Source organism: Polaribacter sp., assembly GCF_039939415.1.
Taxonomy (GTDB): Bacteria; Bacteroidota; Bacteroidia; order Flavobacteriales; family Flavobacteriaceae; genus Polaribacter.
The window spans coordinates 1-16516 of the sequence record NZ_JBDVJE010000042.1 but is presented as its reverse complement, the minus strand read 5'-3'; the positions used below and the strand labels follow the sequence as shown (position 1 = coordinate 16516).

Here is a 16516-nt window from a genome sequence, read left to right as displayed (position 1 = left end):
TTAACTCTTTAATAGTTTAAAAACATTAATAGGCGCAATTACACAAAACATCCCATATGCAGCAATAGAACTAATTAATAACTTAAAAATATCAAATCCTGTGTTTATAGCAACAAAAATGAAAATAATTTTAACTATGAATCCTAACGAAGCTGAGATTAAAGGAATACGAAATTTACTTAATCCAAATAAAATATCTGTATGCATTGTAGACCACATAATCAATAAAATCAATAAACCTGTTAAAAACAATATATTAAGATCAACTTCCAAAACTTTACCTATCCATAATTCCGTAATAAAATCAAAAGAATAACTTAAAATAAACACACCTAATATGGTAAAACCAAACACTAATAATAATTTTTTATACATATTTTTTATCCAAGAAATATCTTTTCGATTATACGCTTCAGCATAAGAAGACCATAATGGTTGTGCTATTATTGACCATGGAAAAAGCAATAAACTCATTACTCTATACATTATATCGTAATTAGTTACTTCTAGTGCAGAAACATGTTTTAACAAAATAAATCGATCTAACCCTAAAAATGTGAAAAATAATAACTGAATAAATAAAATTCTTATTCCATCACCCATTATAATTTTAATTAAATCTTTTGAATAAAATTTAAAACTAGGAAATAATGAATAATTTTTTCTAAAAAAATAGATTGTCAGAAATAAATATGAAATTAAAACAGAAAAACCATAACCAATGGATACTAATAAAATATTATTTAATGAAAATTTCAGAAAAACAATTAACACAAATATAAAAAGTAAATTAATAATCAACCCATTGATGGAATTCAAACTACTTTTATGATGAGCATAAAGTATCTGATTTATTGTACCAAAAAACAATTTACTTAACATTATTAAGACAAAAACAATAAAAATTGAATAAATTTTATCATTTGAATATTTCGTAATGTTTAAATAATTTGCAATATTAATATTCTTTGTAAAAAAATATATTAATAAAAAAAAAAAGCATACAATTATAAATGTTGTAATATAAGATGTACTTATTAATTTTTTCGCTAAAAGAAAATCTTTATTAACTAATGATTTAGTCAAATGATTTCTCATCCCTTTACTTATACCAATATCGAATAAAAATATCCAGGATAAAAGTGAGAACATTGCAGCATATACTCCGTAAGACCCTACATCTAACAACCTCAACAACAAGGATGTTATGAAAAAATTAGACAAAATAGTAAGAACTCTTACAACCCCTATTGTTACAAAAGTTTTTTTTAAGTTTTTATATTCCAATTTTTTTTAATTAAAAAATTTAGTATTAGACTGAAAAAATAAAACCAGTATATTTTAAATAATGGTTTTATTCATAAATTTAATATAAGAAGTTTACTCTACTTGTTTCAAAATTTCATGACCTGCTTTTAACAAATCCACATCTTTTTTCATCAAGGCTACATCACCTTTCATCATGTCTTTTATTAAAGAAGCTAAATCGTGTTCTGGTACCCAACCTAATTTTTCTTTTGCTTTTGTAGGGTCTCCTAATAACAAATCTACTTCTGTTGGTCTAAAGTAAGTAGGATCGATTGATAAAACCTCTTTACCAATTTCAACTTGAAATTCTTTATGATTACAAGCTTTAACATAGGCCTTTTCTTCTACTCCTTCACCTTTAAATTCTAATTCTATACCTACTTCTTGAAAAGCCATTCTTACAAAATCACGTACAGTTGTCGTAACTCCTGTCGCAATCACCCAATCTTCAGCTTTATCTGCTTGCAAGATCATCCACATCATTCGCACATAATCTTTTGCGTGCCCCCAATCTCTTTTAGCTTCTAAATTTCCTAAAAATATTTTTTCTTGTAACCCTAAAGCAATTTTAGCAACTGCTCGTGTAATTTTTCTTGTTACAAAAGTCTCTCCTCTTCTAGGTGATTCGTGATTGAATAAAAGCCCATTACAAGCAAACATATCATAAGCTTCTCTATAGTTCTTAGTAATCCAAAAACCATAAATTTTTGCCACACCATATGGAGAACGCGGATATAAAGGAGAGTTTTCATCATAAAAACCTCTTTCGTTTTTATTTTCTGGCAATCCACCAAATAATTCCGAAGTAGAAGCTTGATAAATTCTAGTTTTCTTTTCTAAACCTAAAATTCTTACTGCTTCTAAAATACGTAAAGTTCCTAAGCCATCAACATTACCTACATATTCTGGCATATCAAAGGAAACTTTCACATGAGACATTGCTCCTAAGTTATAAATTTCATCTGGTTGACATTCTTGAATAATTCGAGTCAAATTCATTGAATCAGTTAAGTCTCCATAATGCAATTTTAATCTTTGATTTGGATCATGAGGATCTTGATATAAATGATCAATTCTATCAGTATTAAATAGAGATGCTCTTCTTTTTATTCCATGTACCATATATCCTTTCTCTAACAATAACTCTGCTAAATAAGAACCATCCTGCCCTGTAATTCCTGTAATTAATGCTACTTTCATATGATTTTTAATTGACTTGTAATTTTACTTCTTTTATATTATCTATATTATTTAAAAACCAATCATAGGTTTTTTCAATGCCTTCTTGTAATTCGGTTGAATAGCACCAACCTATATTTTTCATTTTAGAAACATCCATTAATTTTCTTGGTGTACCATCTGGTTTTTCAGAATCCCAAAAAATATTACCTTTATGACCTGTAGCTTTCTGAATAGTTTCTGCTAATTCTTTTATAGTAATATCCTTACCTGAACCAACATTGTACAAATATTCTGGCAATTTATTTTCTAATGCATATACTACAGCTTCCGCCATATCATCTACAAAAAGAAATTCTCGCATTGGAGTTCCACTTCCCCAAAGCGTTACATCTGAATGATTATTGTTTTTGGCTTCATGAAATTTACGAAGCATTGCTGGTAACACATGTGATGTTTTTAAATCGAAATTATCAAAATACCCATATAAGTTTGTTGGCATTAAACTTACATAATCTTTTTGAAACTGATTTCTTATGGCTTGACAAGCTTTTACACCCGTAATTTTTGCTATGGCGTACCATTCGTTTGTAGGCTCTAAAGAATCTGTCAATAAATACTCTTCTTTTAAAGGTTGGGGAGCTAATTTAGGGTAAATACAAGAGCTTCCTAAAAAGACAAATTTCTCTATTCCTGTTTTTAATGCACCATCAATTAAATTGTTCTGAATTTGCATATTTTCCATCAAAAATTGATACGGAAAATCATTATTAGCTAAAATACCTCCTACTCTAGCAGCAGCATCAATAATAGCTTCTGGTTTTTCCTTTTCTAAAAAAGTTAAAACTTCTTTTTGATCTTTTAGATCTAATTCTTTACTAGTTTTTCCTATTAAATTTGTATAGCCTTTTTGCTCTAGCGCTCTCCAAACTGCAGCACCAACCATACCTCGATGACCTGCAATATAAATTTTTGTATCTTTATTCATTACTTTTACTTTCCTATTTGAAAATATTCAAATCCTTCTTCTTCTAAATTAAATGCATTGTATTGGTTTCTACCATCAAAAATAATCGCGTTTTTCAACTGTTGTTTAATTTCCACAAAATCTGGAGAACGGAATTCTTTCCATTCCGTTAATAAAATTAAGGCATCTGCATCTTGTAAAACTTCGTACTTAGAATTATAATAAGTAATATTTTTGGCTTCTTTTAAATAACATTCTTTTGCTTCTTCAATCGCTTTTGGGTCATAGGCTTTAACTTTTGCCCCTCTTTTCTCCAATTCTTTAACTATATAAATTGCAGGTGCTTCACGCATATCGTCGGTACCAGGTTTAAATGCTAAACCCCATAAGGCAAACGTCATTCCTGTTAAATCTTCACCAAAACGTTTTACAATTTTATTTGCTATCACTAATTTTTGAGCATCATTAACATTCTCTACAGATTCAATTAAACTTGCCTTATAACCGTTTTCTTCAGCTATTTTTTTAAGAGCCTTAACATCTTTAGGAAAACAAGATCCACCATAGCCTGCACCTGGATAAATAAAACTATAACCAATTCTTTTATCAGACCCAATACCAATTCTCACTTTATTAGCATCTGCTCCTACTCTTTCACAAATATTTGCTATTTCATTCATAAATGAAATTTTTGTTGCTAACATAGTATTTGCTGCGTATTTTGTCATTTCTGCGGAACGAATATCCATCGTTATAAAACGATCATGTGTTCTGAAAAATGGCGAATACAATTGTTTCATTACTTCAAAAGCATAATCTGAATCTGCTCCAATCACAACTCTATCTGGTTTCATAAAATCATCAATAGCAGCTCCTTCCTTTAAAAACTCTGGATTAGAAACAACATGAAAATTAAGATCAACACCTCTCTTATCTAATTCTGTTTGAATTGTTGCTTTCACTTTATCTGCTGTACCAATAGGCACCGTAGATTTGTCTACAACTACAATTTCTTTTATCATTGATTGACCTATAGATTTAGCAACAGCCAAAACATATTGTAAGTCTGCAGAACCATCATCTCCCATTGGAGTTCCAACAGCAATGAAAACAATTTTTGCATTTAAAATTGAATCTGACAAACTTGTTGTAAAATCTAGATTTTTATTTTTTACATTTTTCAAAACCATAGTTTCTAACCCTGGTTCAAAAATTGGAATAATACCTTTGTTTAATTTTTCAATCTTTACTGGATCTATGTCTACACAAGTTACATGATTTCCCATTTCTGCAAAACATGTACCTGAAACCAACCCAACATAACCAGAACCTACTACAGATATATTCATTAATAATTTTATTTATTTATTATTTATTTTTGAATTTTCCTTTTCTTGCACTTCTTTCCTCAATCCACTACTAGAAAAACGGTGTTCTCTTTTATTGTAGAAAAGTTCTATTCCTGTTTGCTCACAATATTCTCTTCCTGTAAAAGGCTTACTAGCATATTCATCTCCTACAATACGCACATCAATTTTAAAAGATCTCAAAACATCTTCTAAATCTTGTTCTGTTGCATAAGGAACAATCTCATCTACATATTTACAACCTTTTAATTGAATATACCTCTCAACAACAGATTGAATTGGCATATTTTTTTCTGGACGATCTAATGTTGGATCAGTTTGTAAACCACAAATTAAATAATCGCACTCAGCTTTTGCATCTTCTAACATTTTTACATGTCCTGCATGAAACAGATCAAATGCACTAAAAGTAATTCCTACTTTCATAACTTATTTTTTATTTAACAACCATGATGAAGATTGAATTTTATCTCCTAAACCATCTATTAACTGAATATTTAACTCATTACATATTGGAGCTTCAGGAATTGAATTGTTATCTTGATCTCCTCCATTAGCGAAACCTAAATCATATTCTTGCCCATATGCTTCAAAAAAAGAACGAATAGATTCACAAACAGTTCTATCTTTATCAATAGAAATAATAGCTTTATCTACCGCTTTAATATTCTGAACTATAAATAACCTTTCTTCTTCTTTTTGAAATTCTTTTGAACCTTTTAATCCTCTTTGCAAATCGCTATTTACAATAACAAAAAGTTCATCTGCTAATGCTTTCGCATTATTAAAATATTCTAAATGCCCTTTATGAATAGGATTAAAGTAACCTGATACTATAATAGCTTTTTTCTTCATGATTTATTTTTTGCAAATATATACTTATTTATTTATTTAATAAACAGGTGTTTTTCACCTATTTTACTAATTTCTGAATTCCTAATCTTGTGGACAATTTTTATAGATTCTTCAGAATCACCTAACCCAAAACCATTTCCTTTTAAGATTTCTTGATAACTTACGTTATGTAAATCTGTAAAGCCTGAGCTAAACTCTAGTTCTACTCCATCAATATTGATAGACCTAAAAGTTCTTTGTCCTTTTTTTCTCACTTCTTTAGGTAGATCGTTTTCATTAATAGATAAAAACCATCTTACTCTTGCTTTTTTAAATTCTAAATACCCCCCAGACTTATCTTTTTCCCTTAAATGAACTATGTTTTCTTGAACTTCACCAAAAATCCATGATAACATATCATAGAAATGTACCCCTATATTTGTTGCAATTCCTCCTGATTTACTTTCATCTCCTTTCCATGAAATATCATACCATTTTCCTCGTGAAGTTATATAGGTTAGATCTACATCAAACTTTTCTTTATTACTTGCAGCTTCAACTTTTTTCTTTAATTTGATAATACTAGGATGTAATCTTAGTTGTAAAATTGTATTTATTCTTTGACCAGATTCTTTCTCAATATCTTTTAAAGCTTCAACATTCCAAGGGTTTAAAACTAAGGGTTTTTCACAAATTGCATCTGCTCCCCTTCGTAAAGCCATTCTAATATGTGAGTCGTGTAAATAGTTAGGAGTACAAATACTTACATAATCTAACTGTGTTCCTGCTCTTTTTAATTTTTCTATGTGACGATCAAACCTTTCAAATTCTACAAAGAAATCTGCATTTGGAAAATAACTATCCATTACGCCAACACTATCAAATTTATCTAGAGCAGCAATCAATTGATTATTTGTTTCTTTTATAGCTCTTAAATGTCTTGGTGCTATATACCCTGCAGCACCTATTAAAGCAAAGTTTTTCATCTTTATAATGATTTATCTACGAATTCTGAATTTAAAAAATTCTTTACATCGTATACAATTGATTTTTCTTTTTTAATTTTTTCAAAATTTAAATTTTGAAATTCCTTATGAGAAACCGCTAAAACTATTGCATCAAATTCTTTAGAAGGCAATATCATTTTTGATTCCAAATCATATTCTCTCTCAACTTCATTTGAATTTGCATGAGGATCAAAAATTGTAACATTAGCTCCATAATCTTTTAATTCATAAATTAAATCAACAGCTTTTGTGTTTCTAACATCTGGGCAATTCTCTTTAAAAGTTATTCCAAGTACTAAAACCTCTGCTGCTTTAACTTCAATATCCTTTTGAATCATTAGTTTTGCAACTTCAGAAGCAACATATTTACCCATTCCATCATTTACTCTTCTTCCTGCTAAAATAATTTCTGGATGATATCCATATTCTTGAGCTTTTTGAGCTAAATAATAGGGATCAACCCCAATACAATGACCACCAACCAAACCTGGTTTAAAAGGCAAGAAATTCCATTTTGTACCAGCTGCTTCTAAAACATCTTGCGTATTAATATCCATCAAACCAAAAATTTTAGCCAACTCATTAACAAAAGCAATATTAATATCTCTTTGTGAGTTTTCTATAACTTTTGCCGCTTCTGCAACTTTAATTGTAGGCGCTAAATGTGTTCCTGCAGATATTACTGAAGCGTATAATTTATCTACCTTTTTTCCTGTTTCTTTTGTAGAACCAGAAGTTACTTTTAAGATTTTATCTACGGTATGTTTTTTATCTCCTGGATTGATCCTTTCTGGAGAATATCCTACAAAAAAATCTTTATTAAACTTAAATCCTGAAATTTTTTCTAATATTGGCACACAATCTTCTTCTGTAGCACCAGGATAAACTGTAGACTCATAAATAACAACATCTCCTTTTTTAAGTACACCACCAACTGTTTCGCTTGCTTTAATTAAGGGAGTTAAAACCGGTCTATTATTTTTATCTACTGGTGTTGGAACTGTTACAACAAAATAGTTACAATCTACTATATCAGTGATTGTTGACGAACAAAAAAGGCCATTTTCAATTGATTTTTCTTTAACCAAAACTCCTTGTAAGGTTTCCTTATCAACTTCTAAAGTTTTATCTATTCCAGATTTTAACTCAGAAACTCGATTTTCATTTACATCAAAACCTACAACAGGATATTTTGTCGCAAACAATCTTGCCAACGGCAACCCTACATAACCTAAACCTATTATCGCTATCTTTATTTGCTCCATTCTATATATTTTCCCAATACCATTTAATTGACTTCCTTAACCCTTCTTGTAAAGAGAACGCTGGATTATAATTTAAACTATCTTTTGCTTTTTGAATATCTGCGTGAGAGTGAGGAATATCTCCTTCTCTTTTACCTCCATATTTCACCTTAACTTTCAGAATATTTGTATCAAAATCAGATAGATATTCTTTTAAATATCCAACTAAATCATTTAAAGTATTTCTTTCTCCGAAAGCAACATTATAAACTTGGTTTATAGACTCTTTATTTTGAGAAACTAAACTCAAAATATTTGCTTGAATTACATTATCTATATAAGTAAAATCTCTTGAATAAGAACCATCACCATTAATTACAGGGCACTCTCCTTTCATTAACAAGTTGATAAATTTTGGAATTACAGCTGAATAAGCACCATTTGCATCTTGCCTTCTTCCAAAAACATTAAAATATCTCAAACCAATTGTTTCTAAACCATATGTTTTAGAAAAAACATCTGCATACAATTCATTCACATATTTTGTAACAGCATAAGGAGATAATGGTTTTCCTATTACATCTTCTACTTTTGGCAGTGATTCTGAATCTCCATACGTAGAAGAACTTGCTGCATAGATAAACCTTTTAACATTATTATCTCTAGCAGCAACCAACATATTTAAAAACCCTGAAACATTTACATCATTTGTTGTAATTGGATCTTTTATAGACCTAGGAACTGAACCTAGCGCTGCTTGATGCAAAACATAATCAACATCCTTAGTAGCCAAAAAACAATCATCTAGATTCCTGATATCTCCTTCAATCAACTTATAATTAGGATTATCTATAAATGAAGAAATATTTTCTCTTTTTCCTGTGGAAAAATTATCTAAACAAACAACAAAATTTTCTCTATTAAGTAACTCTTCACTAAGATTAGAACCTATAAATCCGGCACCACCAGTAACAAGAATCTTTTTTTTTGACAATTCTACTTCCATTGTAAAATATTTATAGCTGTTTTTTAAAGAAAAACAAATATAACAAAAAGAATGACTAATTACTTTACAACAAAACTATTAAAAAGAAAAAATCCTTCACAAATGTGAAGGATTTTAATTGGTGGGCAATGAGGGATTCGAACCCCCGACCCCCTCGGTGTAAACGAGGTGCTCTGAACCAACTGAGCTAATTGCCCTAAGCGGTTGCAAATATACAACCCTTTTCGAGTTTGACAAATAAAAAAAGATTTTTTTTTAAATTATTTCAGCAACCACAAAAGTACTTCCTCCAACATAAATTATATCTTGCTGATTAGCATTTGTTAATGCCATTTTATAAGCTTCACTTACAGAAAAATATTTTTTCCCAATTAATTCAAAAAAAGCAGCTTTTTCTTGTAAAACTTGTTCTGACATTCCTCTTGGAATATCTGGTTTACTAAAATAATAAGTTGCTTCTTTTGGAAAAAGAGGTAAAATATCTTCTAATTTTTTATCTGAAACTACACCTAAAACAAAATGTATCTTTTTAAAATTTTCTTTTTTTAATTGTTTTAAAACAACACTCAACCCTTCTTTATTATGAGCTGTATCACAGATTACCTTTGGATTGTTTTGCAAAACCTGCCATCTTCCTTTTAGATTTGTATTGTTCACAACATTTAACAAACCTTTTTTTATGTTTTCTTCTGAAACATCAAAACCTTTTAATTTACGGATTGCTTCAACAGCTGTTTTTGTATTATTCTTTTGATAATCTCCTAATAAATCAGTTTTGTAACTCTTATCAACATCTGAAGCGAAATGTATTGAAGATTTACACTCATCTGCTTTAGCAACAAAAACATTTTTCACTTCTTCTTGCTCTTCACCAATTATAACAGGGATATTCTTTTTTATAATTCCTGCTTTTTCATATGCAATTTCTGGTAATGTTTCGCCTAAAAAATGAGTATGATCTAAACCTATGTTTGTAATAACTGAAACTTCTGGAGTTAAAATATTTGTTGAATCTAACCTTCCTCCTAAACCAACTTCTATAATAGCAATATCTACTTTTTGGCTTGCAAAATAATCAAAAGCTAAACCTACAGTCATTTCAAAAAAAGATAATTTTTGATTTTCTAAAAAATCTTTATTCTTATTTATAAATGAAGAAACCTTTCTCTTAGGAATTTCATTTCCATTGATTCTTATTCTTTCTGTAAAGTTTTTTAAATGAGGAGAAGTATACAGACCAACTTTATACCCTGCTTCTTGCAAAATTGAAGCTAACATATGACTTGTAGAACCTTTTCCGTTTGTTCCTCCAACATGAATTGATTTGAATCTTTTCTCTGGAAAACCTAATTCTTTTGAAAATGCAAATGTATTTGATAAGTCTTTTTTGAATGCTGTTTTACCTTCTCTTTGATACATAGGCAATTGTGCAAACATCCAGTCTAACGTTTGTTGATAATTCATTTTACAAAAATACGTGATTATTTAGAGAGAGAAAACTTATATATAATAGTTCCGACTTGATTTGCTGGTGCTTTACTATCTGAATTCCATTTTGTTTTTAAAGCTGCTTCTTTTGCTGGCTTTAATAAACAAGGTGCAGAATTTGTTGTTCCTTGCACTCCTGCTTGAGCATAAACAACTTTACCGTTTTTGTCTACATGAATTCTTACTACAACTGTCCCTTCTTCTTCACAATCTGGTTGTTGTTTTGGTTTAGAAAGCGCTTTTCTACCTGCTAAATTATAATTCCCTCCAGAACCAGTTCCTGTATTTCCATAATACTTGGACGAATCTGGATCTCCATTTTTATCTCCTTTAACTCCTGGCTCATTATTATCTCCTTCTCCTTTTGGCTCTCCATCTGAAGAATTACCGTTTAATAAATTATTTAATGCATCTTGAGTTTCTTTGGATGGTTTTTGTTTTGGAGTCTCTTTTTTTACTTCTTTTTCTACTACTTCTTTAACAGGTTCTTTTTTAACTTCTTTAACCTTTTCTACCACTGGAACATCTTTAGCAGCATCTTCTGTAATAATTTCTTCTTTAATTATTTCTTTTGAAACTTCTTTAACCTCTTCTTTTACAACCTCTTGCTTTTCAACAACCTTAGGTGTAGAAACTTTTTTTGTTTTATAAACTGGATCTCCACTTCCAATTTCTGAAGTTCCAAAATTAATTGCAATACCATATTCTTCTGGTGGATCTAGATATTGCATTCCGTAATTAAAAATTCCGAAAATTAAAAGCAACAGAATTAATGCTGTGATTACAGCAGATTTACGTTTATGTTTTGTTTCTAATATTTTCAACTCTATATATTAAATATTTCTATTAGAATAATGAAGTAATTCCTTTTTTAGATTAGCCATAGCGTTAGGGATTGAAATGACATCCTTTTTGCTTTTTCTGCAAAAAGATATAATGGAAAGCCTGTTAAAACGCCCAAAATATTATTTTCCTTTTACTGCTAAAATCATTTTTAATTTATTTTTATTTGCAATATCAATTACCTTCATTACATTTTTATAAGGTACATCTTTATCCCCTCTAATAACAATAGTTCTCTTTTTATCTACCCCTACTTCTCTTAAAATTTCACTTTCTAGTTTAGCCGAACTTACTTTAGTTTTATCTATATAAAACAAAGATTTACTAGTTATTGTTATTGCTATTGATTTACTGTTTTCTGTTTTCCCTCCTGCTTTTGGCAACAAAACATCTATAGCACTTACGGTTACTAATGTAGATGTTAGCATAAAAAATATTAACAACAAAAAAACAATATCTGTCATTGATGACATATTGAATGATGGGTCTACTTTATTTCTTCCTCTTAAATTCATACTAAACTGGTTCGTTTAATAAATCTAAAAACTCTACAGATTTAGCTTCCATTTGATAGACAACTTTATCTGTTCTTACCACCAGATGATTATAGGTAATGTAAGCTATAATACCAACAATTAAACCTGCAACTGTTGTTGTCATTGCTGTATACAATCCGTCTGAAAGCATTTTTATATCTATTTGCCCTCCTGCATTTGCTATTTCGTGAATTGCAACAATCATACCTATTACAGTTCCTAAAAAACCAATCATAGGAGCTGCACCTGCAATTGTTGCTAAAATACTTACATTTTTTTCTAGTTGATAAACCTCAAGTTTACCCGCTGTTTCAATTGCTGTATTTATATCCTCTAAAGGCTTCCCTATTCTAGAAATACCTTTACCAATTAATCTTGCTGTAGGTGTGTTTTTACTTTTACAAAGCGCATTTGCAGACTCTAGCTTACTATTTGAAATATATTCCTTTATCTGGTTCATAAAATTTTGATCAATTTTTGAAGCAGCTTTTATAGCAAAAAAACGTTCGAAATAAATATATAAAGCAACAGTTAATAACACAAAAAGTATCGCTATAATTATTTGTCCTCCTAAACCACCATCCATAATTAAATTATAGATTGAAAGTGTTTTTTTCTCAGAAACAACTTCTTCTACAAACTCTTTATTTTCTTGATAAAATGATATCATTCAATTCTAATTTTTAAAGTTCTATTTTATTAACGGTTATTCTTTTTTTAAATTGTTTCAAAATTAAAGAATCAATTTCTTTTTACATCAAAAAAAATGCCATTTTGCTGTAAAACAAAATGACATTTTTATATTTATTAGCTTTATATTAAAACAGAGTTCTAGTAACCATAAATACTGCTGAACCAACAACAAAACCTATTAATGCTAACCAAGATATATTTTTTAAATACCAAAAGAAATCTATTTTTTCCATCCCCATTGCAACCACACCTGCAGCAGAACCTATTATTAACATAGAACCTCCTGTACCTGCAGAAAATGCAATAAAATGCCATAACTCATTATCTAATGGTTCTGAAAACATTCCTAAACTTGCAGCCACTAACGGAACATTATCTATAACAGCAGAACCTAAACCTAATAACATTACTACTAAGTCCGAAACTCCATGAATTCCCTCAACATGCATTTCTGTCCCCATCATTGGTACATTTTCTTGTAATGTAGAAGCAAAATTAAATAAAATTCCTAATGATTCTAAAGCTGCTACTGCCATTAAGATTCCTAAGAAAAATAAAATACTTGGCATTTCTATTTTAGATAATGAATGATGAACAGGACTGTGATGAGCTTCTGCCTCATGTTCTACAGCTTCTTCTCCCTCTACACTAGATATTGAGAATTTTGAATTACTATATATTTCTGCAAAAGTTGCTACAACCCCTAAAGACAACATCATCCCTACATAAGGTGGTAAATGCGTAACCGTTTTAAATACTGGCACAAATAAAATTGCCCCTAACCCTAAATACAACATTCTTGCACTGTGCTTACTTTTAGGCTTATCAACTTCGTTTTCATCAAAATCAATATCTCCTTTAAACGCAGGTAAAAAAGTAGCAATAAAAGAAGGAATAGCCATACATAGCAATGAAGGCAATAATAAATATTCAATAAGTTTTAAAGTACTTACTTTATTACCAATCCAAAGCATTGTTGTGGTAACATCTCCAATAGGTGACCAAGCTCCACCTGCATTTGCAGCAACAATTATTAAACCTGCAAACCAAATTCTTTCATCTCTGTTTTTAACAATTTTTTGCAAGATTGAAATTAATACAATGGTTGCAGTTAAATTATCTATAATTGCAGATAAAACAAAAGCTAATATTGAAAACATCCACAATAGTTTCTTTTTACTTTTAAAATTTACATATCCTTTAATAGTAGAAAAACCATCGAAATAATCAATTATTTCAACTATTGTCATTGCTCCTAAAAGAAAAACCAATATTTCTGCAGTTTTACCTAAATGATGTAATAATGTTTCTTCTACTAAATGTAATTTATCATCATGTATCATAGATGCAAAACCATCTACCAAACCATGATTTGCAGAATCGAACCAATTTGTAAAATTATCTACACCCAAAGCCACCAGCGCCCAACAAACGGCCATCATAATTAAAGCTGGTATTAATTTATCTAATTTTAAGTTATGTTCTAATGTAATGGCTAGATACCCCATTACAAATACAATAATAATTACTGATTCCATTTTTGTTGTTTATTTGTTGTTTTTTAATTTTTTCATTAATCTTTATACTTATCGCTAAATTGGACGAAATATCAGAAGAATTGCTCTTTCATTTCATGACTTTTATCACCCAAAAAAAACAAAATACAAGTTAGCAGTCTATCTACAAACTTACAGTAAAAAAATGATTGCTCAAATTTTTATTGAATCCCTAATAGGTAAAAACACCTTTCCAGAGGAATGATCTTTTTGCGCACCAGTTACACTAGACAAACAATTAACCTGATTATCAATTCTTAACAAACCTAAAAAAGCAAAAACTAACGCTTCTTTAAAATCTGTTAATTCTATTGATGGGATTATTAAATTTACTTTTTTATTAAAATTTATTTTATAAATTAAATACTCATTAAAAGCCCCACCACCTGTTACCAAAACCTTTACTCCTTTAGGTAACACTTTTGCAATTTCCCTAGCAATATGATCTGTAAATGTTCTCAATAAATCTTCTGGTTTTCTTTTTGATGATTCTAATCTTGAAAAGATTTCTTTTTGCACCCATTCTAATCCTAAAGATTTTGGTGGCAACTGTTTATAATAATCTAACATTCTTAACTCAGACTCTAACTGCATTAAAAAAGTTCCTGAAGCAGCAATTTTTCCTTTATCATCATATTCAAAACCTAATTCTTTTGCATATTTATTTAAGACAATATTTACAGGACATATATCAAAAGCAATTCTTTTACCTTCTTTATGATAAGAAATATTAGAAAAACCTCCTAAATTTAAACAATAATCATAATCAGAAAAAAGTAACTCATCTCCAACAGGGACCAATGGAGCCCCCTGCCCACCTAATTCTACATCTTGCGTTCTAAAATCGCAAACCACTTTTTGTTTGGTAACATTTGCTATTTCTTTTCCTGAACCAACTTGAAGTGTAATTCCTTTTTCTGGTTGATGTAAAACTGTATGACCATGAGAAGCTATAAAATCAATAAGATCAATTCTAAATTTTTTTATAAAACTATTAATTACACTTCCTAAATGTTTTCCATAATTAACGTCTAACTTTTTTAAATCTGAAGAAGAAAAATGAATGGCATTTTGCAAAGTAAACATCCATTCTTTAGAATAGGAAACAGTTTCTGAATGTAAAATTTCAAAATTTTGATATTTTTTTTTATCAAACTTCACATAAACCAAATCAATACCATCTAAGGACGTCCCAGACATCAACCCAATTGCAAAAACTTCATTTTTATTCATATTTGTAAAATTAACAAAACTCTATTGAAAATAAGTTACGAAATCGATATCTTTGAGACATAAAATTACGAATATAACAAAAATACATACAGATGAATTTCAGTTTAACAGAAGAACACCTTATGATACGTGATGCCGCTAAAGATTTTGCCCAGACAGAATTACTACCAGGTGTTATAGAAAGAGACAATAAACAAGAGTTTCCACAAGAGTTAGTAAAAAAAATGGGAAATCTAGGTTTTTTAGGAATCATGGTAGATCCAAAATACGGAGGAAGTGGTATGGACACTATTTCTTACATATTAATTATGGAAGAACTTTCTAAAATAGACGCTTCTGCTTCTGTAATTGTATCTGTAAACAATTCTTTAGTTTGTTATGGCTTAGAAGCATATGCTTCTGAAGAACAAAAACAAAAATATTTAACAAAATTAGCAACAGGTGAGTTTATTGGTGCTTTTTGTTTAAGCGAACCAGAAGCTGGCTCAGACGCAACATCACAAGCAACCACTGCAGAAGACAAAGGAGACCATTATGTAATTAATGGAACTAAAAACTGGATTACAAGTGGTGGGCGTGCAGATATTTATTTAGTAATTGCACAAACAGACAGAAGTAAAGGTCATAAAGGAATTAATGCTTTTATTGTAGAAAGAGGAACAGAAGGTTTTCATATTGGTCCAAAGGAAGACAAATTAGGTATTCGTGGTTCAGACACTCATACTTTGCAATTTAACGACGTTAAAGTGCCTAAAGAAAATAGAATTGGAGAAGATGGTTTTGGTTTTAAGTTTGCAATGAAAACACTTTCTGGAGGCAGAATTGGTATTGCTGCTCAAGCTTTAGGCATTGCTTCTGGAGCTTACGAATTAGCGTTAAAATACTCTAAAGAACGTAAAGCTTTTGGCACAGAAATTTGCAATCATCAAGCAATTGCATTTAAACTAGCAGATATGTACACAGAAATTGAGGCTGCAAGAATGCTAGTTACAAAAGCTGCTTGGGACAAAGACCAAGGCAATAATTATGATATGTCATCTGCAATGGCAAAATTATACGCAAGTAAAGTTGCCATGGAACAAACTGTAGAAGCTGTTCAAATTCATGGTGGTAATGGTTTTGTAAAAGAATACCATGTTGAACGGCTAATGAGAGATGCAAAAATTACACAGATTTACGAAGGTACTTCTGAGATTCAAAAAATTGTAATTTCTAGAGGAGTTATAAAAGGATAAATTAATCCTTATACATAATA

The 16516-nt window shown here is 29.8% G+C and carries 16 protein-coding genes and 1 tRNA gene; 1 reads left to right on the top strand and 16 read right to left on the bottom strand.

Translation table 11 applies throughout. The annotated features are described in order from the left end of the window. The 16 genes from ABJG40_RS06095 to ABJG40_RS06020 form a co-directional block, all read right to left on the bottom strand. A complete protein-coding gene (locus tag ABJG40_RS06095) occupies positions 1 to 603 on the bottom strand; it encodes a hypothetical protein (protein ID WP_348023688.1) in 603 nt (200 codons plus the stop codon). 777 nt (positions 604 to 1380) lie between these two features. Beyond that, positions 1381 to 2508: a GDP-mannose 4,6-dehydratase gene (gene gmd, locus ABJG40_RS06090; protein ID WP_348023687.1), complete on the bottom strand. Its 1128-nt coding sequence runs from the start codon at positions 2506 to 2508 to the stop codon at positions 1381 to 1383. 7 nt (positions 2509 to 2515) lie between these two features. Beyond that, positions 2516 to 3475: a GDP-L-fucose synthase gene (locus tag ABJG40_RS06085; RefSeq protein WP_348023686.1), complete on the bottom strand. Its 960-nt coding sequence runs from the start codon at positions 3473 to 3475 to the stop codon at positions 2516 to 2518. 5 nt (positions 3476 to 3480) lie between these two features. Next, positions 3481 to 4803, bottom strand: coding sequence for a UDP-glucose/GDP-mannose dehydrogenase family protein (locus ABJG40_RS06080; RefSeq protein WP_348023685.1), 1323 nt, complete (start codon positions 4801 to 4803; stop codon positions 3481 to 3483). 12 nt (positions 4804 to 4815) lie between these two features. After that, a complete protein-coding gene (locus tag ABJG40_RS06075; RefSeq protein ID WP_348023684.1) occupies positions 4816 to 5247 on the bottom strand; it encodes an adenylyltransferase/cytidyltransferase family protein in 432 nt (143 codons plus the stop codon). Between the two features lie 3 nt (positions 5248 to 5250). After that, the gene (locus ABJG40_RS06070) at positions 5251 to 5676 is read right to left on the bottom strand and encodes an adenylyltransferase/cytidyltransferase family protein (protein WP_348023683.1); all 426 of its coding nucleotides are present in this window, start codon (positions 5674 to 5676) and stop codon (positions 5251 to 5253) included. A 32-nt stretch (positions 5677 to 5708) separates the two neighbouring features. Next, positions 5709 to 6641 (bottom strand): Gfo/Idh/MocA family oxidoreductase, encoded by a 933-nt coding sequence (locus tag ABJG40_RS06065; RefSeq protein ID WP_348023682.1) that lies wholly within the window; start codon positions 6639 to 6641, stop codon positions 5709 to 5711. A 2-nt stretch (positions 6642 to 6643) separates the two neighbouring features. Next, positions 6644 to 7927: a nucleotide sugar dehydrogenase gene (locus ABJG40_RS06060; RefSeq protein ID WP_348023681.1), complete on the bottom strand. Its 1284-nt coding sequence runs from the start codon at positions 7925 to 7927 to the stop codon at positions 6644 to 6646. A 1-nt stretch (position 7928) separates the two neighbouring features. Further along, positions 7929 to 8912 (bottom strand): SDR family oxidoreductase, encoded by a 984-nt coding sequence (locus ABJG40_RS06055; RefSeq protein ID WP_348023680.1) that lies wholly within the window; start codon positions 8910 to 8912, stop codon positions 7929 to 7931. Positions 8913 to 9031: 119 nt separating this feature from the next. Continuing rightward, a tRNA-Val gene (locus ABJG40_RS06050) sits at positions 9032 to 9109 on the bottom strand. Positions 9110 to 9167: 58 nt separating this feature from the next. Further along, on the bottom strand, positions 9168 to 10376 hold the full coding sequence (locus ABJG40_RS06045) for a folylpolyglutamate synthase/dihydrofolate synthase family protein (protein ID WP_348023679.1): 1209 nt from the start codon (positions 10374 to 10376) through the stop codon (positions 9168 to 9170). A gap of 17 nt (positions 10377 to 10393) precedes the next feature. After that, positions 10394 to 11224 carry an energy transducer TonB gene (locus ABJG40_RS06040; RefSeq protein WP_348023678.1) on the bottom strand — a complete coding sequence of 277 codons (831 nt, stop codon included), beginning with the start codon at positions 11222 to 11224 and terminating at the stop codon, positions 10394 to 10396. A 141-nt stretch (positions 11225 to 11365) separates the two neighbouring features. Further along, complete coding sequence (locus ABJG40_RS06035) at positions 11366 to 11758, bottom strand: biopolymer transporter ExbD (protein WP_348023677.1); 393 nt, start codon at positions 11756 to 11758, stop codon at positions 11366 to 11368. A 1-nt stretch (position 11759) separates the two neighbouring features. Beyond that, entirely contained in the window at positions 11760 to 12449 is a 690-nt protein-coding gene (locus tag ABJG40_RS06030; RefSeq protein ID WP_348023676.1) for a MotA/TolQ/ExbB proton channel family protein, read from the bottom strand. Between the two features lie 148 nt (positions 12450 to 12597). After that, positions 12598 to 14010 carry a sodium:proton antiporter NhaD gene (gene nhaD, locus ABJG40_RS06025; protein ID WP_348023675.1) on the bottom strand — a complete coding sequence of 471 codons (1413 nt, stop codon included), beginning with the start codon at positions 14008 to 14010 and terminating at the stop codon, positions 12598 to 12600. Positions 14011 to 14181: 171 nt separating this feature from the next. Then, positions 14182 to 15261, bottom strand: a complete 1080-nt coding sequence (locus ABJG40_RS06020) for an anhydro-N-acetylmuramic acid kinase (protein ID WP_348023674.1) — start codon at positions 15259 to 15261, stop codon at positions 14182 to 14184. 92 nt (positions 15262 to 15353) lie between these two features. Here ABJG40_RS06020 and ABJG40_RS06015 point away from each other — a divergent pair, with 92 nt between their 5' ends. Beyond that, positions 15354 to 16496, top strand: a complete 1143-nt coding sequence (locus tag ABJG40_RS06015; RefSeq protein ID WP_348023673.1) for an acyl-CoA dehydrogenase — start codon at positions 15354 to 15356, stop codon at positions 16494 to 16496. Positions 16497 to 16516 lie beyond the last annotated feature (20 nt).

Bases quoted from the DNA above. Each gene is read 5' to 3' on its own strand.
- ABJG40_RS06095 (WP_348023688.1), bottom strand. From the start codon at position 603: ATGGGTGATGGAATAAGAATTTTATTTATTCAGTTATTATTTTTCACA.
- gmd (WP_348023687.1), bottom strand. From the start codon at position 2,508: ATGAAAGTAGCATTAATTACAGGAATTACAGGGCAGGATGGTTCTTAT.
- ABJG40_RS06085 (WP_348023686.1), bottom strand. From the start codon at position 3,475: ATGAATAAAGATACAAAAATTTATATTGCAGGTCATCGAGGTATGGTT.
- ABJG40_RS06080 (WP_348023685.1), bottom strand. From the start codon at position 4,803: ATGAATATATCTGTAGTAGGTTCTGGTTATGTTGGGTTGGTTTCAGGT.
- ABJG40_RS06075 (WP_348023684.1), bottom strand. From the start codon at position 5,247: ATGAAAGTAGGAATTACTTTTAGTGCATTTGATCTGTTTCATGCAGGA.
- ABJG40_RS06070 (WP_348023683.1), bottom strand. From the start codon at position 5,676: ATGAAGAAAAAAGCTATTATAGTATCAGGTTACTTTAATCCTATTCAT.
- ABJG40_RS06065 (WP_348023682.1), bottom strand. From the start codon at position 6,641: ATGAAAAACTTTGCTTTAATAGGTGCTGCAGGGTATATAGCACCAAGA.
- ABJG40_RS06060 (WP_348023681.1), bottom strand. From the start codon at position 7,927: ATGGAGCAAATAAAGATAGCGATAATAGGTTTAGGTTATGTAGGGTTG.
- ABJG40_RS06055 (WP_348023680.1), bottom strand. From the start codon at position 8,912: ATGGAAGTAGAATTGTCAAAAAAAAAGATTCTTGTTACTGGTGGTGCC.
- ABJG40_RS06045 (WP_348023679.1), bottom strand. From the start codon at position 10,376: ATGAATTATCAACAAACGTTAGACTGGATGTTTGCACAATTGCCTATG.
- ABJG40_RS06035 (WP_348023677.1), bottom strand. From the start codon at position 11,758: ATGAATTTAAGAGGAAGAAATAAAGTAGACCCATCATTCAATATGTCA.
- ABJG40_RS06030 (WP_348023676.1), bottom strand. From the start codon at position 12,449: ATGATATCATTTTATCAAGAAAATAAAGAGTTTGTAGAAGAAGTTGTT.
- nhaD (WP_348023675.1), bottom strand. From the start codon at position 14,010: ATGGAATCAGTAATTATTATTGTATTTGTAATGGGGTATCTAGCCATT.
- ABJG40_RS06020 (WP_348023674.1), bottom strand. From the start codon at position 15,261: ATGAATAAAAATGAAGTTTTTGCAATTGGGTTGATGTCTGGGACGTCC.
- ABJG40_RS06015 (WP_348023673.1), top strand. From the start codon at position 15,354: ATGAATTTCAGTTTAACAGAAGAACACCTTATGATACGTGATGCCGCT.